General features: G+C 29.6%; 21 protein-coding genes. 10 read left to right on the top strand and 11 right to left on the bottom strand.

The annotated features are described in order from the left end of the window. The 4 genes from ACKTTQ_RS05215 to ACKTTQ_RS05200 all read right to left on the bottom strand — a co-directional run. Nucleotides 1–3,153 (bottom strand): DUF6443 domain-containing protein (locus tag ACKTTQ_RS05215; protein ID WP_408048581.1); only part of this gene is annotated, 3,153 nt, incomplete at its 3' end. Nucleotides 3,154–3,159: 6 nt separating this feature from the next. Continuing rightward, on the bottom strand, nt 3,160–6,435 hold the full coding sequence (locus ACKTTQ_RS05210) for an RHS repeat domain-containing protein (protein ID WP_408048580.1): 3,276 nt from the start codon (nt 6,433–6,435) through the stop codon (nt 3,160–3,162). Nucleotides 6,436–6,692: 257 nt separating this feature from the next. Next, on the bottom strand, nt 6,693–8,798 hold the full coding sequence (gene feoB, locus ACKTTQ_RS05205) for a ferrous iron transport protein B (protein ID WP_408048579.1): 2,106 nt from the start codon (nt 8,796–8,798) through the stop codon (nt 6,693–6,695). 2 nt (nt 8,799–8,800) lie between these two features. Continuing rightward, nucleotides 8,801–9,025, bottom strand: a complete 225-nt coding sequence (locus ACKTTQ_RS05200) for a FeoA family protein (RefSeq protein WP_093869416.1) — start codon at nt 9,023–9,025, stop codon at nt 8,801–8,803. A gap of 122 nt (nt 9,026–9,147) precedes the next feature. On the opposite strand from ACKTTQ_RS05200, the gene ACKTTQ_RS05195 reads away from it, so the two are divergent. The 6 genes from ACKTTQ_RS05195 (at nt 9,148) to ACKTTQ_RS05170 (ending at nt 15,409) form a co-directional block, all read left to right on the top strand. After that, nucleotides 9,148–10,299, top strand: a complete 1,152-nt coding sequence (locus ACKTTQ_RS05195; protein WP_299132506.1) for a DNA polymerase III subunit — start codon at nt 9,148–9,150, stop codon at nt 10,297–10,299. Then, on the top strand, nt 10,299–10,772 hold the full coding sequence (locus ACKTTQ_RS05190; protein ID WP_113786377.1) for a hypothetical protein: 474 nt from the start codon (nt 10,299–10,301) through the stop codon (nt 10,770–10,772). The genes ACKTTQ_RS05195 and ACKTTQ_RS05190 overlap by 1 nt, the downstream gene beginning before the upstream one ends. 44 nt (nt 10,773–10,816) lie before the next feature. Continuing rightward, complete coding sequence (locus ACKTTQ_RS05185) at nt 10,817–12,229, top strand: sensor histidine kinase (RefSeq protein ID WP_093869419.1); 1,413 nt, start codon at nt 10,817–10,819, stop codon at nt 12,227–12,229. Nucleotides 12,230–12,274: 45 nt separating this feature from the next. After that, the gene (locus ACKTTQ_RS05180) at nt 12,275–13,057 is read left to right on the top strand and encodes an enoyl-CoA hydratase/isomerase family protein (RefSeq protein ID WP_113786376.1); all 783 of its coding nucleotides are present in this window, start codon (nt 12,275–12,277) and stop codon (nt 13,055–13,057) included. A 3-nt stretch (nt 13,058–13,060) separates the two neighbouring features. Then, nucleotides 13,061–14,782, top strand: coding sequence for a helix-turn-helix domain-containing protein (locus tag ACKTTQ_RS05175; protein WP_408048578.1), 1,722 nt, complete (start codon nt 13,061–13,063; stop codon nt 14,780–14,782). Nucleotides 14,783–15,016: 234 nt separating this feature from the next. Continuing rightward, nucleotides 15,017–15,409: a hypothetical protein gene (locus ACKTTQ_RS05170; protein ID WP_408048577.1), complete on the top strand. Its 393-nt coding sequence runs from the start codon at nt 15,017–15,019 to the stop codon at nt 15,407–15,409. Between the two features lie 393 nt (nt 15,410–15,802). Here the strand turns inward: ACKTTQ_RS05170 and ACKTTQ_RS05165 are convergent, their stop codons facing one another. Together ACKTTQ_RS05165 and ACKTTQ_RS05160 are read right to left on the bottom strand one after the other, a co-directional pair. Next, nucleotides 15,803–16,447, bottom strand: a complete 645-nt coding sequence (locus tag ACKTTQ_RS05165; protein ID WP_093869423.1) for an HD domain-containing protein — start codon at nt 16,445–16,447, stop codon at nt 15,803–15,805. A 72-nt stretch (nt 16,448–16,519) separates the two neighbouring features. Continuing rightward, on the bottom strand, nt 16,520–17,527 hold the full coding sequence (locus ACKTTQ_RS05160) for an aspartate-semialdehyde dehydrogenase (protein ID WP_093869424.1): 1,008 nt from the start codon (nt 17,525–17,527) through the stop codon (nt 16,520–16,522). A 228-nt stretch (nt 17,528–17,755) separates the two neighbouring features. On the opposite strand from ACKTTQ_RS05160, the gene trhO reads away from it, so the two are divergent. After that, the gene (gene trhO / locus ACKTTQ_RS05155; protein WP_093869425.1) at nt 17,756–18,787 is read left to right on the top strand and encodes an oxygen-dependent tRNA uridine(34) hydroxylase TrhO; all 1,032 of its coding nucleotides are present in this window, start codon (nt 17,756–17,758) and stop codon (nt 18,785–18,787) included. A 152-nt stretch (nt 18,788–18,939) separates the two neighbouring features. Next, the gene (locus ACKTTQ_RS05150; protein WP_408048576.1) at nt 18,940–19,983 is read left to right on the top strand and encodes a COX15/CtaA family protein; all 1,044 of its coding nucleotides are present in this window, start codon (nt 18,940–18,942) and stop codon (nt 19,981–19,983) included. Here ACKTTQ_RS05150 and ACKTTQ_RS05145 read toward each other — a convergent pair. From ACKTTQ_RS05145 to mutY, 5 genes are read right to left on the bottom strand one after another with little or no spacing between them, the layout of a single operon-like run. Continuing rightward, nucleotides 19,976–20,536, bottom strand: a complete 561-nt coding sequence (locus ACKTTQ_RS05145; RefSeq protein ID WP_408048575.1) for a YIP1 family protein — start codon at nt 20,534–20,536, stop codon at nt 19,976–19,978. The genes ACKTTQ_RS05150 and ACKTTQ_RS05145 overlap by 8 nt on opposite strands. Before the next feature lie 30 nt (nt 20,537–20,566). Continuing rightward, nucleotides 20,567–21,118, bottom strand: coding sequence for a gliding motility lipoprotein GldD (gene gldD, locus ACKTTQ_RS05140; RefSeq protein WP_408048574.1), 552 nt, complete (start codon nt 21,116–21,118; stop codon nt 20,567–20,569). After that, nucleotides 21,111–22,412 carry a gliding motility-associated protein GldE gene (gene gldE, locus ACKTTQ_RS05135; RefSeq protein ID WP_299132527.1) on the bottom strand — a complete coding sequence of 434 codons (1,302 nt, stop codon included), beginning with the start codon at nt 22,410–22,412 and terminating at the stop codon, nt 21,111–21,113. The genes gldD and gldE overlap by 8 nt, the downstream gene beginning before the upstream one ends. A gap of 19 nt (nt 22,413–22,431) precedes the next feature. Then, nucleotides 22,432–22,875: a single-stranded DNA-binding protein gene (locus ACKTTQ_RS05130; RefSeq protein WP_093869430.1), complete on the bottom strand. Its 444-nt coding sequence runs from the start codon at nt 22,873–22,875 to the stop codon at nt 22,432–22,434. 37 nt (nt 22,876–22,912) lie between these two features. Then, nucleotides 22,913–23,959 carry an A/G-specific adenine glycosylase gene (gene mutY, locus ACKTTQ_RS05125; protein ID WP_093869431.1) on the bottom strand — a complete coding sequence of 349 codons (1,047 nt, stop codon included), beginning with the start codon at nt 23,957–23,959 and terminating at the stop codon, nt 22,913–22,915. Nucleotides 23,960–24,092: 133 nt separating this feature from the next. Between mutY and ACKTTQ_RS05120 the strand changes: the two genes are divergently transcribed. Both ACKTTQ_RS05120 and ACKTTQ_RS05115 read left to right on the top strand, forming a co-directional pair. Next, nucleotides 24,093–24,383 (top strand): HU family DNA-binding protein, encoded by a 291-nt coding sequence (locus tag ACKTTQ_RS05120; RefSeq protein ID WP_093869432.1) that lies wholly within the window; start codon nt 24,093–24,095, stop codon nt 24,381–24,383. Between the two features lie 306 nt (nt 24,384–24,689). After that, the gene (locus ACKTTQ_RS05115; protein ID WP_093869433.1) at nt 24,690–26,240 is read left to right on the top strand and encodes an Rne/Rng family ribonuclease; all 1,551 of its coding nucleotides are present in this window, start codon (nt 24,690–24,692) and stop codon (nt 26,238–26,240) included. Nucleotides 26,241–26,260: the final 20 nt, after the last annotated feature.

The following is a 26,260-nucleotide window of genomic DNA, read 5'->3' as shown; positions in this document are numbered from 1 at the left end:
TAAGGTTAAAATATTTCCCATTTTATCATAGGTAACATTTTGGAGGTTATATCGCCCTGTATTGTCGATTGCGCCTGTGATTCTGTTTAGTGCATCATAAGTGTAGGTATACTGATTACTTACTGGGTTACCACTAGTATTTACACTTAGTGAGTTCCAGTTAGTTTGTGCGATATTTCCATTAAATAAACGTTTGTTCACGTCAGATGCATCATTATACTTTAGGCTAAAGTTAAATAAATCATTGTCATTTACACCATCTTGGTTAATATTTTTTAACCAACCACGTACATTGTATGCATAATCTACCTTTTGTAAACCTTTGCTATTATCTACAATCTTAAAGTCTTTGATTTTTGAATTATTATAATACATAGAAACATCTCCTAATAAGGTTCCGCTAGAAGGTGTTTGTGAGATATAAAAAGTCTTTCCATTCTTTTTATAATGCACCTCACTTCCTATACGTTCTACCCTAAGTACATCTCCTTTTTGAAAGGTTCCATACTCTCCTTTATGAACTCCCTTTTCATAAACTAATAATCTTTTAGACCAATAAAGATACACAGCATAGTCGATTGTATTATAATGCGTATTGGTATTTGTTTTTGATAGCCCAACCATAGTTGGATTGTGCTCACTCTCAGCAATAAACTCAGTATATCCATCTGCTGTAAAACTTCCTAAGGTTGCCAAACCTACATTCCACCCTGAACCTGCACCTGCTGTTTTGGTAATCACGTCATTTGTAATAGAAACTCCGCTAGTTACATCTTTATACCCAGTTTTGGTCCCGTTACCTACTAACTTAGCTTCTAATTGCCCTAATTCATCGTAATTATTTTTTACGAGCCTAGTAGAAACTTGATTGTTGATTTTTTGAGTTTGACTTATAAGTCTGTCCATATGATCATACTCAAATCTATCAATAGTTACAATATCAGCTTTTCCTGTTTTTTTATGAGTCGTTTTCGTTTCTACTACTTTTCCTGTAAAATCATCTAATTTACTTTCTACAATATCTGTAGTTTGCAGGTAATCGTTTTTAGAATATACATAAATAGGTCTCGCTTTAGCATCATAATAGGTTACTGTAGTAATCCAATTATTAGTTCCTAATACTCGTGTTTTATTTACCGTAGCTAATCCTTTTGTATTGGTTGTTGATACTATTCCGTAACTTGTAGTTACCGCTGTACTTAATCCGGTTGGTAAATCTATATAAGTATCGTAGTAGTTGATAGAATGTAAACCATTTAAATTATTTGTAGGTAGTCCGTTTTTAGTATAATATATTTTAGTTCCTGCAAATGTAAAGTATGAAGAGGTACGTTTTTCAGTATCTGAATAGGCTGAACTACTTGCATATCCTTGCATAGCTATTCGAGTTTGCCAATTATCCCCTAAACCAGTATACAGAACCCTCCCCAGATCATCATATTTTGTATACAACCAATTATCATAAGATAATCCCGTATTTTCTTTACGTTGATTGGCATCAAGAGTCATCACAGGCATATCTTGTTTATTATACACAATATACTCCCATCCTTTTCCTGGTATTTTCTTTTCTACTAGTCGATTTCTATGGTCGTATTTGTATTGGTATCCTAAATCGTTTAACTTACTTCTTATAGTAGTAATATTATTAACAGTACCTTCTACTTTTGGAGGTAATACATAGGTTAAGTTTCCAAAGTTATCATATACATAATAGGTATCGTGTTTTTGACCTACATTATAGGTACGTTTTAATACTACCTGTTCTTGTTTATTTTTAAACTCTTCTGTTGTATGATTTACACCATCAGCTGGCATCCAGTTTTCATCTTTAGTAATTGTTTTACTTAACTGCCCAACTGTAAAATATCCGCTATTAGCTGTACTTCTTTGTAAAGTAGGCGTAAAAGTGTTATTTGCAAAACTAGTAGTTACATAATAGTTAATTACTTCTGATGCTGTATTAACATCATATTCAAACTTTATACTATGACTATTGTTGGTATATCCTTTTGAAGAATAGGTATTTCCTTTTTTCCAGTCCTTTCCAGGTGCTGCTTGTTCGTATACTCGGTTTAAAGGAGAGTTCTCTAGTACCTTTTCTGAATATGCATTTACATCTGGTAAAGATACTCCTGCAAAATCAGCAGTATGTTTTGTTTGATAAAAAGCGTTGGTTGCATTAGCTACATTTCCTGTAACTATATTTCCATTTGTACCCGTGGTTGCATACGGTAAGTACTCTTTTGTTTGGCGCCCTAAAGCATCGTACTCATAGTGAGTAACAATATCTTTTGGTGGAGCTACTGAACTAATAGCACTATTACTCTTTGCTAGTTCTGGAATAGTTAAGTTTCCTCCATCTACTTGTTCAAATAATGGACTCCAAAAGTATTGACGAGTAGTAGTACTTGAGGTATAGTACAAATAATTACGTAAACGAGTCGTTGTATGACTTGGACTCCATTTATATTCTACTCCATTAGCTACTTTGTTTCCATTAACGTCATACAGTCCACTAACTCCTGTATCTACACCTGTATAATCTGCTGGATGAACCATTCCTACTAGTAAATACCATGTGCTTAATTGTGGTAAACTTCCAGCCCAAAAATATGGATTGGTATTGGCTGTACCATTTAAATTATTTACATTTTGTATCCCATGATAAGTTGTCCCTACATTATTAGAAGTGTTGGTTTTCTTTACCCAAACTGTATAACGGTAACTCTTAGTTCTGTCAATTTCAAAATAGTCAGTATTCCAACCACCACTTGCTTGTCCTCCAGAATCAGGTTTACATTCCCACAATAAATCAGTAGTTCCAAAAGGGGTTGTTCCATTTACTATTGTATTTTCGGCACTACTTCCATTACGATTATAAAAATCAGTTGCAGTATTATTTAAAGTCCAATCAATAGGCATTTCATTAGCATTTGCTAAAATACCTCCTCCTGATAATACAATACTTTGTTTTGCACGACCTAAACCGTCAAAATATTGAATACTGGTACTTACCTTGTCTTTGTCATTCCCTACTATAGGGCTTGTCGTTGCTTTTTTATATGTTTTACTGGTTACGTAATTCTCTGTTTGTGTTTGACCTACTAATAGCATAGGTAGAAACAATATGATATATAATAACTTTTTCATAGCTTCTTAGTTTTTATAATGATATGTATTCTCTTTTAATATATTTCCCTCTGCATCTTTAACCAGTTTTAAACGGTTAAAATTATCATACTCATAATACATAGTTCGGCCTCTTGGGTCTGTTACACTAGTAACTCCTATTAAAGGGTTATAAGTAAACGTAGTTACTTGGGTTTGTATATTTGTAAAACTTGCACGCAAAGTTGCTAAACTAGTTCGTAATGCATTTTCTGTAGCTACATTAGTATCTGCGTTAGATGCAGTCACCGCATTATTAATAGCTGTTTGTTGTGCTGAACTAATAACACCCTCGTAAGCTTCTATTTTTGCTATAGGCTGTGTTTGATTATAGCCCCATACATAGTAAATCTTAGTACCGTCTTTTTTACTAACCTCTACTGGATTTCCTTTGGTATCATATTGATGAAATACTACGCGGTCTTCCAAGGCTAAATTAACTTTTGATGACTGTACTATTTGTGGTAAGTATAACCCATTAAAGTTTTTATAATTGGTACGTTGTGTAGATTGTAAAACATTATTTTTATAGGTTTCAACTTGAACAGTTTCAGATATTCGATGTTGCGCTCCCTTTTTTAACTGATCAATGGCAGATTTTTCTGTAGTAGTTAAATTATCATGTCCTAAAGAACTCACGTTAACTATATCATCTGGGTAATACGTTTTTGTTTTTAATAAAACACCTTGGCTGTTGGTGCTATTCGTTTCTGATGCTAACAACGGGTTATTATTGTAAACATAGTTTTGAGTAGTAGTAATGTTTCCTGTTGAAAAATAATCCGTCGTAACGGTGTTTTTTAAACGATACCACTCACTGATAGAACTGTAAAAACCAAAACTGAAAGTTTCATTCAGGTTACTAATCCAAGGTAACATAGCAATACCTACATTAGAAAACTTGTTTGTAGTGACTCTATCATATTGATTAACTAATGTTCTTCTCTTTTGATAATTACTTCCTTCAATTGAAAAATCTTCTTTTTTTATTAAATTCCCTCTAAGCCAGCCGGTATATAAATCTGGAAGAATCTCTTCATTTGTAGCTTGATAGTGAGGGAAAGCACCAGGTGAATTAAAAGAATACTCAGTTTTTGAGTTATCAACATTTAATTCTGTTACGTTAGAATACCCCAGTATGTTTCCTTTGATTAAACTCATAGAGAATTGACTATACGAGGCTATTTTGGTCACTTCAGAAATAGGAGAACATGAGCTATCTACAATATTTACTAAAAAAGACGGAGAAGATATAGCATAACCGCTTGTTATATTTTGGTTAAACTGATTATAATTATACCTTTTTTCTATTGTTTTTCCATTAATATCTGTTAAAACAGTTTTACTGACTCTCAATCCTCCTACTGTTAAATATTCTGGATGTGGATCTTCTCCCCAATTTATTGTTAATGAAAAAGTAGAAGAATTACTAGTACTACCTGAACCTACTAACCCTCCTGAAGACCCTCCTCCTCCAGTTTCTAATGCTACTAATTTATATACTCCTGACGGAAGCTCTGTTTTAAACGAAGGAGAAGAAATAGTCATTTCAAAAGTAGGATCTGTAATTCCTTTTATTGTTAACATGTAATCACATCCTAAATCAGATAGAATAGTTGGATTACTACATCCGGTTACTGATGTTGTTATACTTGCCCTTCCTAGGCCATTTGTTATTGTAAAATTTTTAGCATAGGTATTCTGCCCTGAATTATCAATATTTACTGGAGATTTTATAAAAGAAACGCTTTTATTTACTAACCTGTTTCTTAAATTATAGTGTTTATCTATTTTACTAATAACTATTGATGCTGTATTATTTTCATAAAAATAACTTGCACTTCCTCCTGTAGGATAAATCACTTTTGTTAATATTCCTGCTTGAGATTTTATAGGATCTGTTGTTCTATTAGCATTACCGACATAGATGTTTTTTTTGAATCTTATCTCAGGAATTAATCCGTAGTTATCCTCAATTCCATTATAATAACCCCAATAATCTTGAGCATTCGAAAGTCTACTAGGCAAAAGTGTAGTATTATATATAAATTGATATGGAGGTTTTTTACTTCCATCTTTACCTTGTTCTTCCACTGAGGTTAAACGAAGTCTGTACCTTCTTTGTGTTGCATTTCCTACATTTACCCATTTACCAGTTTCTACAGGTGAAATAGTGTAATCGTAATGCAATCGAGTAGTTTTTATTAAGCTATTATTTGAATCATATAATTTCACCTCTTTTAACTTGGTTGATCCCGTTAAATCTAACCTTCCTACTGTATCTTCTATAAATTCTATCTTACCTGTATCAAATTCTATTTTACTTATTATAGTTTGATCTAATAAACTTTGAGAAAATGAAATATTATATCTAGTTGGTTTTGAACCACATTGATGACTTGGGATATATGTTTCTCCTGTTCTATTTAAAGTGTTAATTCCTAACGTCTTTTTATAGGTAAGGTTTATTTCTTTCCCTTTAACAGAAACAATATCCATTAAGTACCATGCCGTTATATGTGTTGGCATTGCTACTCCACTTGATGGTAATGATGAAGTATTTTGCCCGTCATAGCTAAATGTATGATTTCCATTATTCTTATCAATTCCTTCTCTTGTGTTATTTTTTGATTTTCCAAAATAATACTTAACTCCATTTGGGGTGGTAAATATCCAGCGTATAATTGTTTTTCCATCACTTCCTTTTTGATACTTTACATCAATATTAGAATATGGAGTTTGAACAAATTCATTGGTTGTTTGATTATAAAAAAACTTTCCCGAATAATTTCCAAAATTAAAACTAAAAATATCTGGTTGATAATCTTTTGCTAAATTATTAGCCATAACAAGTTCATTATAAAAAGACATCCAAGAAACTCCTTTTAAATTTCTTAACTCTTGCACCTTCTTATCAGCATACATATAGCCTTTTGGATGATCGTCAGGAAGTCCTTTTGACATTCGTGATATGACTCCTCCTGAATTTAAACTCCAGCCTAATCCTACCCATGATGCTATTTCTTCAACTTTAACACCTCCTGCATGGTATGATAAGTTAACAGGTAATGATATATCTCCATTATTTATGGCATAAATAGGAACATTAATGCTAGGAATTCCTGTTGCATGTGAAACAGGTGCATCTAAATACTTATTTAAAGCTGCGATATTTGGTGATGGTGGCACAACTTTAGGTAAATCTTGCGCATACCCCCATGCACATACAAGTACCATAACGGCACTTAAGAATACTCTTCTCATAAAATATAGTGTGTTTAATTAGCAATTTTTTTATCCTTTCAAGTGCAAAACTACATGTTTTTAACATTTAAAAAAATATTTTTACACTTAAAATCAAAGAGTTGCTATTTTATGAGTATTCAAAAGTTAAGAATATTAAAACTATCCACAGTTACACCCTTTGTTACAATTAGTATCTTTTTTAGTTTTAAAAAAGAATTTTCTAACTAGAAAAACAACTGCTAAAACAACAATACTATATGTTATAATTTCTTGCATTAGCTTAAAGTTTGATAAGATATTAATGCTACTACATAAGCTAAAACTCCCATACCAACCAATTGTATTATAGGCCATTTCCAACTTTTTGTTTCACGTTTAACAATAGCCAGTGTAGCCATACATTGCATAGCAAACGCATAAAATAAAAGTAAAGACATACCTGTAGCAAAATCAAACCTTTTTTTACCTGTGTCTGGATTTAATTCAGATTCCATTTTTTGCTTAATAGTTGTAATATCTTCATCATTATTTTCTACACTATAAATAGTAGCCAACGTACCAATAAACACTTCTCGTGCAGCAAAAGAAGCGATTAAACCAATACCTATTTTCCAGTCATACCCTAGAGGTTTTACTATTGGCTCAATAGTTTTACCCATAATACCTATATAAGAACTCTCTAATTTTGCTGAAGCTATTTTTTGATGTAGCTCTTTATCTGAAAGCTTCATCTCTACATTCTTTTCAGTAATCACTTTCTCAACATTTTCATAAGAAGATGGACCGTGTGATGCTAAAAACCATAAAACAATTGAAATAGCTAAGATTATTTTTCCTGCTCCAAAAACAAACGCCTTTGTTTTCTCCAAAACATCTAAAAAAACATTTTTTAAAGAGGGTAATTTATAGTTAGGCATTTCAACAACAAAAAATGTATTACTTTTTATTTTTAAACTTTTATGCAGTATGTATGCTGCTATAATAGCAGCTGCAAAACCTAAAAAATATAAACTTAATAAGGTTAACCCTTGTAAGCTTAAAAAACCAAAAACTTTAGTATCAGGAATTACCAAAGCAATTAAAATAGCGTATACTGGTAATCTAGCTGAGCAAGTAGTAAAAGGAGTTACTAAAATGGTTATTAATCGTTCTTTCCAACTTGATATAGTTCGAGTAGCCATAATAGCTGGTATAGCACATGCTGTTCCTGATATTAATGGAATAACACTCTTTCCGCTCATTCCAAAACGACGCATTATTTTATCCATTAAAAACACTACCCTACTCATGTATCCTGTTTCTTCTAAAACAGCTATAAACAAAAATAAAATAGCAATTTGTGGTATAAATATAACTACGCCACCTATTCCGGGAATAATTCCTTCGGTTAACAAATCAGTAAGTTTTCCTTTCGGAAATATATCTTTTGCCTTATCAGTGATATCAGCAAATAAACCATCAATAAAATCCATTGGAGTAGAAGCCCAATCAAAAATCGATTGAAATATTAATAATAGGAGTCCAAAGAAAATAATGTACCCAAAGATTTTATGGGTAAAAATGGCATCTAATTTACTTCTTAAATCCTTAGCTTTTGATTTATCTACGCTGTATGTTTTTTTTAAAACTTCATTTATTAGTTGGTAACGATAGATAGTTTCTTTATGCTGATATTTTTTTTCTTTTGAAATATCATTCTTTAAAAAAAGCAACTCCTTTTTTTCTTCAGCCGTTAAAAGTGAAGTTTGATTTTTTGTAAGCATTAACCATAATTCATACACCGAAAAACGATTGCTTATTCTTTTAAAATTTTCAAAATATTCTATGTCAATTTTAGAATAAATTTGAGCAAAGTTTGAAGAATAAGTTGACTTACTTGAACTAATTATTTCTTTCTTAAGCACATCGATTCCTTTCTTATTTCTAGCAGAAATCAACACTACTTTTGTTTGTAATTCTTTTTCTAAAGCTTTAATATCAATTAAAATCCCTTTCTTTTCCATTTGATCGGCCATGTTTATTGCCAATACAGTTGGAATTTCTAAGTCTTGAATTTGGGAAAAAAGCAGTAAATTTCTTTTTAAGTTTTCTACATCAGCAACAACAACAATTACATCAGGAATATCTTCTTCATTTGTACTCATTAATGTTTTAAGTACAATACTTTCATCTATTGAAGTCGGATTTATACTATAAGTACCTGGCAAATCAGTTATAACTGCTGTTTTACCTTCTGGTAACTTACACGTTCCTTGTTTTTTATCAACTGTTACTCCAGGATAATTTCCTACTTTTTGATTTAACCCGGTTAGTTGATTAAATAAAGATGTTTTTCCTGTATTTGGATTTCCAATTAATGATACTTTAATCTTATTGCTCATCCTTAAATTTTAGTTACTACTATTTGACAAGCGGTTTCTTTACGTATCGCTAAATGACTACCATTAACACATATATACATAGGGTCTTTAAACGGGGCAATTTGTAATAATTCAACCTCAGTTCCAGGCAAACACCCCATTTCTAATAATTTTAAAGGTATTCTATCTAAACAGCTTTCAGATATAATGCCTTTTTCCCCGATTTTTAACGATGCTATTGTGCTCAAAAAAAGTTTGTGTTAGCTTGCAAATATACTAAATAGAACGATTCTAAACTACTTATTGATCGTATTAATTCTATTTACAAAATACTTATTGTTCACTATTGGTGAAATAGTATATTTGTAATATGACTTTCGAGGAAATTATTGGACAAGAGCACATAAAAAATCATTTAAAAAAATCTGCTAAAAATGGAAGAATACCACATGCTCAATTATTTATAGGCAAAGAAGGCTGTGGCACCCTGCCAATGGCTATTGCCTATGCACAACATTTACTATGTAGTTTTTCTGAAAATAAAGAAGCGTGTACAATAAAATGTAATAAACTTCAACACCCTGACTTACATTTTGCTTTTCCAGTAACTACAACTGACTCTGTAAAAAGGCACCCAGTAAGTAATTTATTTTTAGAAGAATGGAGGTCTTTTATTAAAGAACAACCTTATGGAAGTTTATTTAATTGGTTACAACATATTGGTGTAGAAAATAAGCAAGGTCAAATCGGTGTTGATGAGGCTGAAGATGTTGTAAAAAAATTACAATTAAAATCATATGAAGGAGGTTTTAAAGTAATGATAATTTGGATGGCAGAAAAAATGAATATTGCTGCATCAAATAAGTTATTAAAGTTAATTGAAGAACCTCCAAATAAAACTATTTTTCTGTTAGTAACAGAAGATGAAGGCCAAATAATTAACACTATAAAATCAAGATGTCAAGCTTTACATTTTCCTATTTTAGGGAATGCTGATCTTGTAAAAAGTTTAATTCAAAGAGAAGGTATTCAAGAGAATGAAGCTTTAAAATTAGCACATCAATCTGAAGGAAACTATAACAAGGCTGTTCATTTATTACACAATAACTCAAACGATACCATCTTCGAAGAATGGTTTATTACTTGGATTCGTAGTGCCTTTAGAGCTAAAGGAAATGCAGCTGTAATACAAGATTTAATTGGTTGGTCAGAAGCAATTGCAGGATCTGGTAGAGAAACCCAGAAACAATTTTTACAATACTGCTTACAATTTTTCAGACAAGCACTGTTATTAAACTATGGTACTCCTGATTTAGTTTTCTTAGAAACTACCTCTCCTAGTTTTGATTTGTCTAAATTTTCACCTTTCATTCATAGTGGAAATATCTTAACCATAGAAAAAGAAGTAAGTGATGCTCAATATCATATTGAGCGTAATGGAAATGCTAAAATAATTTTATTAGATTTATCCATTAAACTAACGCGCCTTTTACATACAAAAGAAGAAAAAATTAAAGCATAATGAAAAAAATTAAAATAGTCATTTCCTTTATCATGATAATGCTATTAGCTTTAGCGTGCAAAGAGAAAAAAAAATCTTTATCAACTTATATGATTGGTAATTGGGAAACTTCATATATTAAAATTGAAATGCCAACTGTTAATAAAACAGATAGCACTAGTGTATTTGAAGATGATTTTAGTAAACCTAATTCTGGTAAAGCTCAATCTAATTATAAAAAAGATGGAACTTTTACCGCATGGTTTAAACTTGCTGATGGTAAAAAAACTGGTGAAACTGGCGGTATATGGAAAACTAGAAATGATAGTTTGTATGTTGAATATCCTTATTTAGGAAAACAAGTAAAAGCTTGGTATCATATTACACAGACCTCTGAAGGGTTTGATGGAAAAGTTATTTACGATTGGGATAATGACGGTGATTCTGATGATATATTATATATGAAATCTAAAAAAATAGCTCTTAAAAATTGATAATTCTAAATAACATATCACTACGTATTCGAATATTTTTATCAATGATATTATTAATATTATTGGCATCAATATTAATTGTTTCTGTTACTATTTTACAATATGACGAGCAAACAAAAGAATACAACACTCAACGTTTTGGAAGAAAAGAAGAAGCAACCAAACAAAATATTGAAATAGAACTAAATACAACCACATACGGAGTTACTACAAATAATCTTTCAAAAATTTTTCAAAATAAAATTTATGAAATAGCAACAATACACAAACTTACTATTTCAATGTATGATATGAGTGGAAAACTATTAAAGTCATCCATTCCATATAGTTTTGACAAAGCTAAAGAAATAGCCCTTTCAAAAGAGATATTAATGCAACTTGCTTTAAATTCTGAACACAGGGTTGTACCTCCGGGGAAAAAAGAAAAAGAAGTAACTTATCAATCATCTTATACATACATAAACGATTCAAGATATAAACGGATTGGTATTCTTCAATTACAAATTGCACAAGATAACGAAGATCAAAAAAAGGAATTGCGTGAGTTTATGTCAAGGCTTTTATTCGTGTATTTATTCATGTTTATTTTAGCCATAATATTAGCTTATTTTCTTTCAAGTTACATTACTAGATCTATTCAAACTATATCACAAAAAATTAAAGAAACTCGTTTAAATAAACGTAACGAAAAAATCACTTTAGAAGCTGCTAGTTCAGAAATAAATTCACTTGTTGAATCATACAACAATATGATTGATCAATTAGAAGAAAGTGCAGTAAAGTTAGCACAAAGTGAACGTGAACAAGCCTGGAAAGAAATGGCAAAACAGGTTGCTCATGAAATTAAAAACCCATTAACTCCAATGCGCTTATCTGTTCAAAGTTTTGAAAGAAAATTCAATCCTGAGGCACCAAATATAAAGGAAAAACTTACAGAATACAGTCAAACACTTATTCAACAAATAGATGTTATGAGCTCTATTGCTTCTGCTTTTTCTGACTTTGCAAAAATGCCTACACAACGTCGAGAAAAATTAGATGTTATTGATGTTGTAAAACATGCATTAGATATTTTCACCGAAAACTACATTATTTATATCGCTGAAGAATCAAACTTAATGGCTAACTTAGATAAAACACAATTAATACGTATTGTAACTAATTTAGTTAAAAATGCTACTCAAGCCATGAAAAAGGATGGTACACCTCCTAAAATTGAAGTAAAAGTAGCATCAGAAAACAACAATGTAAAAATCACTGTTTCAGACAACGGTAAAGGTATTATAGAAAAAAATAAAGATCTTATTTTTGAACCAAAATTCACTACCAAAACAAGTGGGATGGGACTAGGATTACCTATGATTAAAAAAATTATTGAAACTTACGATGGCTCTATTAGTTTTTCATCAACTGAAGGTATAGGAACAGTTTTTACTGTGATTTTACCAAAAACTTAATGGATAACTAATAAAGAAGCTTTATATAATATAACTTACTATAACATGAATTTTGAAAATATTTTAATTGAACAAAGTAACGGACTAGCAACTATAACTATTAATCGTCCTAAAAAATTAAATGCTTTAAACAAAAAGACAATTGAAGAACTTCATGACGCTTTTGAAACATTAGAAGACGATTCATCTACTAAAGTTATCATAATTACTGGTAGTGGAGAAAAAGCTTTTGTTGCTGGTGCTGATATTTCTGAGTTTGCTCATTTTTCAGTTGAAGAAGGAGGGAGTTTAGCAAAAAAAGGGCAAGAAATGTTATTTGATTTTGTTGAAAACTTATCAACTCCAGTTATAGCTGCTGTAAATGGTTTTGCCCTAGGTGGTGGGTTAGAATTAGCTATGTCATGCCATTTCAGAATTGCTTCTGACAATGCTAAAATGGGACTTCCTGAAGTTTCTTTAGGCGTAATTCCAGGATATGGAGGTACACAGCGTTTACCACAGTTAGTTGGAAAAGGTAAAGCTATGGAGTTAATTATGACAGCAGGAATGATTGATGCTAATGAAGCTAAAGATTGTGGCCTTGTAAACCACATAACAACCACAGAAGAATTACTTCCTCTAGCTGAAAAATTAGCTAGTAAAATTATGAGAAACTCATCAGTAGCAATTAGTGCAGCTATCAAAGCTGTTAATGATAATTTTAAAGATGGAATTAATGGATTTGAATCAGAAATATCTGAATTTGGAAATTGTTTTGGTACTGAAGATTTTAAAGAAGGAACAACTGCTTTTTTAGAAAAAAGAAAACCTAATTTCCCAGGAGCTTAATTTATGAAGTACCTAAAGGTAATAATATTATATTTTTTATTTTTCTGTGCAGTTACAATTTCTGCACAGGAATTTAAAGATAGCATTTATAAAAAAGAACTTATACAACTTTCAGATTCTTTACAAAACAGTACTGAAATAAGGAAGAGTATTTCTTTTATGAAAAAAATGCTGTTTTTAGCAGAAAAAAACAAAGATACTTTTAGAATAATACAATTTTTACACACCATTGGAAGGAGAAGTCAGTTTATAAGTGAAAACCATTCTTCTATTGTTTTCTTTAAAAAAGAACTTGCTCTTTTAAAAAATAACAACTTAAACTTTAAAGAAAAAGACTTACTAAATAAAGCTAAAATAGCTCCAATAGAAGTTTTAGCACAATTAGGAAATAATTATTCTGCAATAGGAAACACTACATTAGCTTTAGATTATTTTTATAAAAGTGAAAGTATTGCAGAAAAAGAAAATTTAGAATTTTACAAAGCCGTCATACCAATACTTATTGGGGGAGTAAAATTTAAAGCTAACAACTACAAAGATGCTTTAAAAGAATATAAAAGAGGGTACAAATTTCTGAACGAAACAACTAAAATAGATACTGCTAACAAACGATTTAATTCTTCTTTAACTTTAATATCTATTAGTAATACTTATCTAAAACTAAACCAATTAGATTCTGCAAAGCTTTCTATAAAAAAGGGTATTGAAAAAGGCTTAGATACCATCAATGGTCTGGTTCGCATTAACTTTCAATCGCAAATTGGGCGTATACTTTTAGAAGAAAAAAAGCACAATGAAGCTCTTACTCAGTTTTTAAAACTAAAGAAAATATCTGATGAATATGATATAAATTCAGGCATTACCTACTATTACAAAGATTTATCTGAAGCATACACTAAGGTTTCTCAATACGACTCAGCAATTGCTATTATGCATAAAGGTATTGATATAATGAAAACCAAAACTAAAGAGTTTAATTTGGTTGAAGATTACAAAGCCTTAGCCAAAATATACAAGCTTTCTGGGAATATAGAAAAATCAAATAACTACTACGAAAAGTATGTGCTAAATCAATCTATTTTAGACAAAGAAAGAAGGGAGATTCTTACCTCTTTCCATAATAAAGAAATAGAAAATTTAGCATCAGAAAAAAAAGTTCAACAAAAAAACATTTCTTATTTAGCAATAAGCGGTGCATTAATAATTGCCTTATTACTCTTATTTTTATTTAAAACTTCTAAAAAAAACAAAAAGGACTCAGCTTCTTTTAATGAGCTAATAAATAAAATACAACAGTTAGAAGAACAGCAAAAGATTATTGACACTAAAGATAAAACAATAGAAGAAAAAAATACTTTAGATATAAACCCTGAAACTTATCAAGAAATTTTATCTGGCTTAAAAAAACTAGAAGAACACAATTATTTTTTGAAACAGGATTGTAATTCATATAATGTAGCTAAAAAAATAAAAACTAATACTTCATATTTATCTAAAGTAATAAACGCGCATTATCAAAAAAATTTCAACACATACATTAATGATTTAAGAATTAATCATGCTGTATTAAAGTTAAAAGAAAACAAACAATTTAGAGCTTATTCTATTCAATCTATCTCAGAAGAAATTGGATATAAAAGTACAGATTCTTTTACTAAATATTTCAAAAGAAGAACAGGATTACTTCCTTCAGTTTATATTAAAAAACTGAATTCCATTTCATAAAATAATACTTTATAAAAACAAAAACTATGAGTTTTCACCCTAAATTTATAAAATTAGGGTTTAGTTACCTTCTTAAAAAACACCTTCATAAAAAGAACTCAATATACTGACAAACAATTAATTACAACCATATTGTGTTCCCTATTTTTCTAAAAACAGGCTTCATTAACTTGTAATACATATTTTTAAATCAAATCTTTGTACAAGAAATTAAACACAAGATTAATTCTAATAATGATGAAAAAAACACCAAAAACAATATTTATACTTTTTATATTTTTAATACTAGGAGGTTTATTTGGTTACACTGTTAGTTCTTCATTACATTCAATTGATAAATCTAAAAGCATACTTAAGGCATTAAAAGAAAATTGTAATTGTAAAGAAATTAACCAAGTTCTATATGCTACTGGTATTCAATATGGAAAAAACGGTTTAAGTACTGAGAAAGGAGAATATGAATTAATTGATTGTGAGTTTTCATCTTTAAAAAAAGAAGTTGAAAGAATTCAACAAATATTAAATAATAAAATTGACAACTTTAATCAAGTTGATTTATTAGAATTCGACTTCATAAATGGTAAAAACTCAAAAACTGTAATTATTAAAAAAGGGATTATTCAATAAATAAAAAAATTATGATAGTAGTAATAACAAAAATAATATTGGTAACTGTAAGTTTTGTTTTAATCGTTTTACAAAATATTTTTCGATAATGTTCAAAAATCAATTACACAATAAAAATCAACTTTACGTTTTTATTATTGCAGCAATAATAGCTGCAATAAAATATGTAGTACTAGAGATATTCTTTAAATAAACAGCATATTTAGGCTAATGAGTATTTACTATATAAAAAAAACAGCATCTGAAAAAAATCTAAATGCTGTTTCTTAACTTAAGGGAAAAAAATTTTATCGGGGATCGATGTTTCAAACATACACTATTTTTTTAAAACACACAATTAACATAAAATTTATTTTTTATTAACATATAATTTACATTGGATATAAATAATACTTATGCCCATTCAATAAAAAACTGTTTCAAAAACACTTCCATAAAATCATGCCTTTCTTGAGCTATTTTTCTTCCCGTATTAGTATTCATTTTATCTTTTAACAATAAAAGCTTTTCATAAAAATGATTTATTGTTGGTGCTTTAGACTTCTTATACTCTTCTTTAGTCATAGATAAATTAGGAAGTATACTAGGATTATAAATCTCTCTATTCTTAAACCCTCCATAATTAAAACAACGAGCAATTCCTATAGCACCTATTGCATCTAACCGATCAGCATCTTGAATAACATCAAGTTCAGCAGATTTAAATTGTTGCTTAAAATTACCTCCTTTATATGAAATATTGGTAATTATATTTTCTACATGTACTATAACATCATCATTAACCTTTTTAGTTTCTAAAAAGAATCGTGCTTTTTTCGGTCCTACTGTCTCATCTCCATCATGAAATTTACTATCAGCTATATCATGTAATAAAGCACCTAAAGCTACTACAAATTCATCTACATCTTCTTTTTCAGCAATTAGTAAAGCATTTTTATAAACCCTTTCAACATGAAAAAAATCATGTCCTCCTTCTGCTCCTTTAAGCGTTTCTTTTACAAAAGTTATTGTACTATTTATAATTTCTTTTTTATCCATAAAACAAAAATACATCAAATAAAAAACCCTAAGCTAATGCCTAAGGTTTTCATTTTTGTTAAAAATAAAAGTTTACGCCAAAACTTTATTTTTTAATATGCTGTTTTTAACCAAATACTCAGCTATTTGAATTGTATTAGTAGCAGCTCCTTTACGTAAATTATCAGAAACTATCCACATATTTAATGTATTTGATTGAGATTCATCTCTTCTAATTCTACCTACAAAAACTTCATCTTTATTATGAGCGTTAATAGGCATTGGATACACATTTTCTTTTACATTATCTTGAACTATAACTCCTTCAGTTCCTGCCAAAATCTCACGTACTTTAGTCAAATCAAAATCATTTTCAAATTGAATATTTACAGATTCTGAATGCCCCCCAGCTGTAGGAATTCTAACCGCTGTAGCAGTAATAGAAAAAGAATCATCACGTAAAATCTTTTTTGGTTCCTTTACCAACTTCATCTCTTCTTTAGTATATCCGTTTTCTAAAAAAATATCACAATGAGGTAAAGCGTTTCTTCCTATTGGGTGTGGATAAGCCATTTCTCCTTCAACTCCAGCTTCTTCATTATCTAATTGCTGAACAGCTTTTACTCCTGTTCCTGAAACTGATTGATACGTTGAAATTACAACACGCTTCATTCTATACTCTTTATGCAATGGGCCTAATGCCATTACCAATTGAATTGTAGAACAGTTTGGGTTTGCTATAATTTTATCTTCTTTCGTTAATACATCACCATTAATTTCAGGCACCACTAATTTCTTAGTCGGATCCATTCTCCATGCTGATGAATTATCGATAACCGTCGTTCCAACTTCAGCAAATTTTGGAGCCCACTCTAAAGAGGTTTCTCCCCCAGCTGAAAATAAAGCAACATCTGGCTTCATTTCTACAGCTGTAGCTAAATTTACTACTGAATACTCTTTTCCATTGTAAGGTAATAATTTACCTACTGAACGTTCAGACGCAACAGGAATCAACTCTGTTACTGGAAAGTTTCGTTCTGCTAATACTTGTAACATTACATTACCTACCATTCCGGTAGCTCCAACAACTGCTACTCTCATTGTTTTTTAATTTTATAGTGTGTTATAACTGTTTATATAATAGTTACAAAGGTTTAAAAAATAACTATTAGTTGTATATTAAATTTAGGTTTTTTTATAGCCACGTTTAATTATTATCAAATTAAGATCAAAAAGCCATATTTTAAACAACAAAGTTCAAAAAAGCAGTATCTTTGCCATGATTTTATAAAAAATCACAATATATTTTGTTTAACTAAAAAGTATAGCATGCAACTGTACAACAAGTTAAGTGCGATAGAACGCGCTGCACTAATTGACGAAGCGGGAAAAGACCGTTTAACTATTTCATTCTATCAATATCATAAGATAGAAAACCCACAATTATTTAGAGATAAATTATTCCTAGAATGGAATGAATTAGATGTACTAGGAAGAACCTATGTATCTAACGAAGGTATTAATGCTCAAATTTCTGTTTCTTCTGACAGAATGATTGAATTAAAAAATCAATTAGATGCCATTTCTTTTCTAAAAGATATACGTTTAAACGTAGCTGTGGAACAAGACAATAAATCATTTTTAAAATTAAAAGTTAAAGTCCGTAATAAGATTGTTGCTGACGGATTAAATGATAATACATTTGATGTTACTAATAAAGGTGTTCATTTAAGCGCTAAAGAATTTAATGATATGTTAGCAAACCCTAACACCGTTTGTGTAGATATGCGTAATCATTATGAAAGTGAAATTGGTCATTTTGAAGGAGCTGTAACACCTGATGTTGATACTTTTAGAGATTCTTTAGATATTATTGAAGAAGACTTAAAAGACCATAAAGAAGATAAAAATCTTTTAATGTATTGTACAGGTGGAATTCGTTGTGAAAAAGCATCTGCCTACTATAAACACAAAGGATTTAAAAATGTTTTTCAATTAGAAGGAGGTATCATAGAATACACTCGTCAAGTAAAATCAGAAGGCATAGAAAACAAGTTTTTAGGAAAGAATTTTGTTTTTGATCATAGAAGGGCAGAAAAAATTACTGATGATGTAATTTCAAACTGTCATCAATGTGGAAAATCTTGTGATACACACACTAATTGTGCCAACGAAGGTTGTCATTTATTATTTATTCAATGTGATGATTGTGCTGAAAAAATGGAGAATACATGTTCTTCTAAGTGCCAGGAAATAATTCAACTACCATTTGAAGAACAAAAAGAGTTGCGTAAAGGAACTCATGCTAGCAACAAAATTTTCAAAAAAGGACGTTCTGAAGCTTTAAAATTTAAAAAGTAAGACAAACGTTTTTTCACGAAACAATCAAATACTCTTTAAAAGTAAAATAGTTTAACTAAAAAGCTATAATTACAATTTCAACCATAAATTCTAAAGCTCTCAATTGAGAGCTTTTTTTATGCTTTTTTGTATCTTTGTAAAAACTTTTTTGGATGAAAAAACATTTTCCTCTTATAGTAAAAATTTCATTAATTTCTGTTTATTTAATTTTTTTAGCTGGTTCTGTTGTTCGTATGACTGGATCTGGAATGGGATGCCCTGATTGGCCAAAATGTTTTGGATATTACATTCCACCAACTTCTGAAGAACAAATTACCTGGCAACCTAATACAGATTATAACAAAGGGATGATTATTGTTAAAGATGATATGCTATTTGTTGCCGAAAACAATATAAAAACTACTAATGAATTTAATACTAATAATTGGGGGAAATATACCAAACACTCGTATGCTAAATTTAATAAATATCATACCTGGACAGAATACATAAACCGATTAGCATCAGTTTTATCTGGCTTTGTCTTTTTATTTTTAATAGTTGGAGCAAGTAAATTCTGGAGAGAAAATAAAACAATTCCTTTAGTAGCCTTTGGAGCTTTCTTTTTAATGTTATTTGAAGCCTGGCTAGGAAAAACTGTGGTTGACACAAATTTAAAACCAACTGTTATTACTATTCACATGGTTGCCGGATTAATTATTGTTGCTTTATTATTATGGCTTTTATTTATAGTTTCAGGAAAAAACCAAGCAAAAGTAAGTTCAGACGACACTCCAAAATACAACTCGTTATTTAATAAACTTTTAATAGCTTCAGTAGTTTTTTCATTGATACAAATTGCTATGGGAACACAAGTAAGACAGTTTATTGATGAACAAGTAAAATTATTTGGATTTGATAATAAAGAGTATAGTTTAATGGAACCTAATTTTAAATTTTACTTTCACAGATCTTTCACTATAGCTATTGTATTAGTTAACTTAGGAATGTTTTATCTAAACCAAATTAAAAACTTAGGTTATAATTTAGTGAACTGGATTGTTTTTCTAATCTTTTTAGAAACCATTACAGGTATTTTAATGTACTATGCTGAATTCCCTTTAGGAACACAAGCAACTCACTTATTGGCAGGAGCAATTTTATTTGGTTTACAATTTTATTTGTGGCTGCAAAGTAGAAAAACGTTCACTAATTAAAAACAAAATAAAGCCAAAACCCAAGTACTGGTAAAACCAAAATGGCACTATTAATAGCACTTTTTAAATAAGAATATTGATTAAACTTCTTTAACCCTAAGACCAGAATTTTAAGGGATAATAGACTAAAAACAATAGCGTTCCAAAAACTTAACAGCCTAAAACTATCAAAATCTACCATTTGACTAGTATGCATTCCTCTTAAAACAAATTTAAAAGAATCTCCTATAATTATAGGGATTAATGCATAAGCGTATAATGAGCAAATTTCAATATAAGACGCTTTCCCTTTTAGTAATTTCCCTACTTTATGGGTAATTAGACTAAAAATAATTCCGAAAAACACACTTATTAAAATAGCTAGAACAAGAAGATACAAGTTATAAAAAAAAGAATATTTAGCGTTTTCTTCATGAAAATTAAGAAGAAATCTTACAATACTAAAAAAAGAAAAAATAGTTAACGTTTCTCTATATAAATCATCTTCATATTTATCATCTAAAATATCTAAACCTTTTGATGTTTTAAACATCAAATAAAATATCATTCTCATTCTTGTAGCAATTTCTTTTTTAACTTCTTCTTAATTCTCCCACTGAAGACTTTCCATCATACGAACCATATCTTTTTTAATATGTTCTACAGCTGGTAAAATAGAATCATAATTGGGTTTTATATAGAAAAACAAAGACCCTTTCATAAAATGCTTGGTGCTATCAGTTACATGAAACTGAATTTGTGATGCAGCATTCCCTGCTATTTCACACATTTTTCCATATACTTTATTCTCTTTATTAGAAAAATCTCTCCATGAAATATGATCAGCTTTCACTGTATGTTCTAGCACTAACTTTTCAGCCTCTACTAACAACTCTTTTAAATTATTATCAATTGGTCTATAGGTTATATCAACAGATGCTTTAAGTTTTGGATACTGAATTTTCAACCAATTTTTAGGTAAATCTTTTATAGTTGCACTTTTCGCTACATCAAAACGATAAGGTTTATCCATATTTAACCTATTATATCCTAATTCAGGATATTCTAAACTTAAATATGCTTTAGGTTTTGGTGTAGTTTCTTCTCCACAACTTATCATTATAAGTGCTACTAAAAGCAAAAGTGTTTTACGCATTTCGTGTTGCTTTAACTTGTTTTATACGTTTTTTATCTAACGCTTCAATAGTAAACGTATAATTACTAAAGTTTATTTTCTCTCCCTTTTTAGGAAATTTCCCTGAAACTTCTAAAATAAATCCAGCTAAAGTTTCACTCTCACCTTTTTCTTCTTCAAACTTTTCTTCGTCATCATCTCCTAAAACTTTACAAAAATCTCTAATTGTTATTTTTCCATCAAAAATATAATTGTTTTCATCTAACTTAGAATATGATAAATCTTCATCATCAAACTCATCATTAATATCACCAACTATTTCTTCAATTACATCTTCAAGTGTAACAATACCACTAGTTCCTCCATATTCATCAACAACAATTGCTAAATGTTTTTTCTTCTCTTGAAATTCACTTAATAAATCATCTAATTTTTTATTTTCAGGAACAAAAAAAGGTTCTCGAACTAAAGATTGCCATTTGTAAGTAGTTTTATTTAAATGCTGCAGCAAGTCTTTTGCATATAAAACACCTACAATTGTATCAATATTTTCATGATAAACAGGATTACGCGAATACCCATTTTTTAAAATAATTTTAAGTACTTCTGCATAACTAGTTTCATCAGAAATAGCACAAACATCGGTTCTTGGTTTCATTATTTGTACTGTTTCAGTATTTCCAAAAGTTACTATTCCTTCTAAAATTTTCTGCTCTTCCTTTGTAGTGGCATTATCTGATGTTAATTCTAACGCCTGAGATAGTCTTTCAACTGACAAATTATTGTTTTTATTTCCTAGTTTATTTTCAACAACACTTGTTAACTTTATAAGCGGAGAACTTAATGGTGTTAAAATAGTATTTAACAATTGTATCGGTTTTGCCATAAAATTAGCAAACTGCATAGATCTTCTTGTTGCATATACCTTAGGTAAAACCTCTCCAAACAATAAAATTAAAAAGGTCACTAATACTACTTCAATAAAAAACTTCACCCCAGAAGATAGTTCGCTAAAAAGAACTTCACCAAGTGAAGCAAAAATTAGAACTATTAAAATATTTATAAAGTTATTAGTTATTAATATTGTTCCTAACAGTTTCTTAGGATTCTCAAGTAGCTTTACAACAATACTTTTTCCTTTCGATTTTTCAGAAAGGTTATCAATTTCAATTTGTGAAATAGAGAAAAAAGCAACTTCTGTTCCTGATATTAAAGCTGAACAGATTAGTAAAACTAGTAAAACAACAAAATTAAGTGTTGTTAACCAATTAATACTTAAATAGATATTTAAAAACAGTTCGGGGTCTGGGTCCAAAATTTAAATTTTAATTAAACTAGAATGGTAAATCATCGTCTTCACTTGAAGCAACTTTAATATTTTCATTATTATTTGCCTGAGGTTGTGTTTGGCTTTGCTGAGGGGAAACCATAGCATTAGGATCTTTCTTAGTAGACAAGAAAGTCATGTCTTGTACCTGTATCTCAGTAGTATACCTTTTTTGGCCATCAACCTCATACTGACGATTTTTAATACGTCCTTCAATATAAACTTTATCTCCTTTTGTTAAATATTTTTCACAAATTTCAGCCAATTTATTACGTACCACTATATTATGCCATTCAGTGTTCGTTATTTTTTCTCCTGTTTGACGGTTGGTATACGTTTCATTAGTAGCTATAGGAAAACGACCAATTGCATTTCCTCCTTCAAAATAGTGCATTTTTACTTCATCTCCAAGATGCCCAATTAAAATAGCTTTGTTTACTGTTCCAGCCATAGCTTTATAGTTTTGTGTAAAATCAAATATACGAAAATTACTTTTCTAACTTTAAAAATTCATTTAAAAACTTGTCTATTAAAACAGGTACTGGTTGTTTTTTTATTTCTTTCCAATTTGTAGTTGCTTCCTTTATAAAAGAAGTATTAACAATCCAAAATTGAGTATATAAATGTTGATGTGATAGTTTATGAATTATTTCTTTTTTATTGAATAGCTTAATAGAGGTCTCTTTTGAAAATAAATTTTTGAAATCATCTAAATCAATTAATTCATTAACATCAATATATTTTTCAGTTTCAATTAAAGGAAACTGATATAATCCTTCCCAAATACCTTTTCCTTTTCTTTCTTCTAAAATTGTTTCATTGGTATCTGTTACAACCACTAAATAATTAAAAAATCTCTTTTTAACTTTTAGCTTCTTTTCCTTTTTTGGCAATTCTTTTACCAAATCTGAATTGAAAGCAATGCAACTTTCTGAAAACATACAACTATCACATAAGGGGTTTTGTGGCTTACAATGTAATGCTCCAAAATCCATAATGGCTTGATTGTAATTTCCGGGGTTTTTAACGTCAATCAAACTTTGAGCTAATTCTTTAAACTCTTTAATTCCTTTAGTTATATTAATAGGTGTTTGTATTCCAAAATAACGTGACAAAACTCTATATACATTCCCATCAACAACAGCAACAGGTTCATTATAACATATAGAAGCGATAGCTGAAGCGGTATAATCGCCCACTCCTTTCAACTTTAACAAAGTTTTATAATTATCAGGAAACACTCCATTTAATTCATTTGCAATGTGCTTTGCAGTGTAATGTAAATTCCTTGCTCTAGAGTAATAACCTAAACCTTGCCATAGTTTTAACACCTCATTTTCTTCAGCTTTTGCTAAATCGAAAACGGTTGGAAAAGCCTCTGTAACCCTTAAAAAATAAGGCAATCCTTGCGCAACTCTTGTTTGCTGTAACATAATTTCGCTTAACCAAATGAAATAAGGATCTTTTGTTTTTCTCCAAGGCAAAGATCTATTATTTTGTAAATACCAGTGTATTAATTCTTTATGAAAAACCATCAAATAAAATTAGTTCTACAAAACTACTGTATTTAGTTTGTTTTTTTTTAAGTTTAATTTTTTTCGGAATAGATTAATTATCATATATTTGCATCCTCAATTTTTAAAGAAAACAAATCAAAATATATTTACAATGACAAAAGCAGATATCGTATCTAAAATTTCAGATAAGAGTGGAATTGAAAAAGCAGATGTATTAGCAACTGTTGAAGCATTCATGGAAGAGGTAAAAGAAGCATTAGAGAATGGCGATAATGTTTATTTAAGAGGTTTTGGAAGCTTTATTATTAAGCAAAGAGCAGAAAAAACTGGTAGAAACATTTCAAAGAACACAACTATTAAAATACCAGCTCATAACATCCCTGCATTTAAACCTTCAAAAGTTTTTACTGAAGGAGTTAAAGCTAAAGTAGCTGTAAAGTAATTTTGTAAATAAAAGTATTAACCGAAAACCAAGTATCATTGGTTTTTATAAAACATTATTAATTATGCCAAGTGGTAAAAAAAGAAAGAGAGCTAAGATCTCTACACACAAAAGAAAGAAAAGAGCAAGAGCAAATCGTCATAAGAAAAAGTAAGCTATCGCTTACTTTTTCTTCGTTTGCTAAATAGCTTACAAAAGTTCATTGACATTAAGGTTTAAACACCTTAAAACGGTATTAAAAATACCTGTTTACAAATTTTAATCCGTCTTCGTATAAAATTACGTTGGCACAAAAACTACATTCAGATGAAAACAGAATTAATAATTCGTTCAAATTCTTCTGATATTGATTTTGCCTTACTAAGAGATGGTAAACTTATTGAATTAAATAAAGAAACAAGCGACAATAAATTTTCAGTTGGAGATATTTTTCTAGCAAAAATTGGAAAAGTAATGACTGGTTTAAACGCCGCTTTTGTAAACGTTGGATATCCTAAAGATGGTTTTTTACATTATCATGATTTAGGGCCACAAGTACAATCTTTAAATAAATTCATTAAGAAGGTAAGCACAGGTAAATATAAAGAATTCACTTTAAAAAACTTTCGTTCTGAAGATGATATCAATAAAGACGGAAGCATTAATGATGTACTAAAATCAGGTCAAAATTTATTAGTACAAATTGTAAAAGAACCCATTTCTACCAAAGGTCCTCGAATTAGTTCAGAGTTATCTATTGCTGGTAGATATTTAGTATTAGTTCCTTTTTCTAATAGAATTTCAGTTTCACAAAAAATAGCTGATACCAAAGAAAAAGAACGTTTAAAAAGATTAGCAAAAAGTATCAAGCCAAAAGGGTTTGGACTTATTTTACGTACTGTTGCTGAAGGTAAAAAAGTAGCAGAACTAGATAAAGATTTACAAAACTCTCTTGAACGTTGGAAAACAACTTGCAAACACATTGCAAACACAAATACTCCAACTAAAATATTAAGTGAGTTAAACAGAGCATCTTCTATTTTAAGAGATGTAATGAATGATTCTTTTACAAACATAGTAACCAACGATGAAGCCTTAAAGGTTGAAATTAAAGAATACCTACAGGAAATTTATCCTGAAAAAGAAAAAATTGTGAAACTACACAAATCACAGATGCCTATTTTTGAGAAATACGGTATTGAAAGACAAATTAAAACATCGTTTGGAAAAACAGTTTCGATGAGCAAAGGTGCTTATTTAGTTATTGAACATACAGAAGCTTTACATGTTATTGATGTAAATAGTGGAAATCGTTCAAACAAAGCATTAAGTCAAGAAGAAACCGCTTTAGAAGTCAATTTAATAGCTGCCACTGAAATCGCTAGACAATTACAGTTAAGGGATATGGGTGGTATAATTGTTGTTGACTTTATTGATATGAAAAGTGCTGAAAACAGACAAAAACTATTTCAGCATTTAAAAGAAGCGATGGCTTTAGATCGTACAAAGCATAAAATATTACCTCCAAGTAAATTTGGATTAGTACAAATTACAAGACAACGTGTAAGACCTGAATTACACATAAAAACAAGAGAACCAAATCCTAATAAAAATGGAGAAGTTGAAGCTCCAATAGTTTTATTAGATAAAATTGAAGCAGAATTAGAGCGTTTAATTAACAGCGAAAAAAACTATACTGACATTACTTTAAATGTACATCCTTTTATTGCTGGTTATTTAACTAAAGGTCTAAATTCTATTCGTTTTAAATGGTTTTTAAAATACAAAAAGTGGATTAAAATATTACCTAGAGATGCCTACCAATACTTACATTATAAGTTTTTTTATAAAAAAACTAAAAATAATAATGCTAAGTAAGGTTTAATCTTATTATGAAA

It is taken from the genome of Tenacibaculum halocynthiae, assembly GCF_964512825.1.
In the GTDB taxonomy this organism is placed as follows: domain Bacteria; phylum Bacteroidota; class Bacteroidia; order Flavobacteriales; family Flavobacteriaceae; genus Polaribacter; species Polaribacter halocynthiae.
The sequence above is the reverse complement of the archived record's forward strand: the minus strand, read 5'-3'. Positions and strand labels throughout refer to the sequence as shown.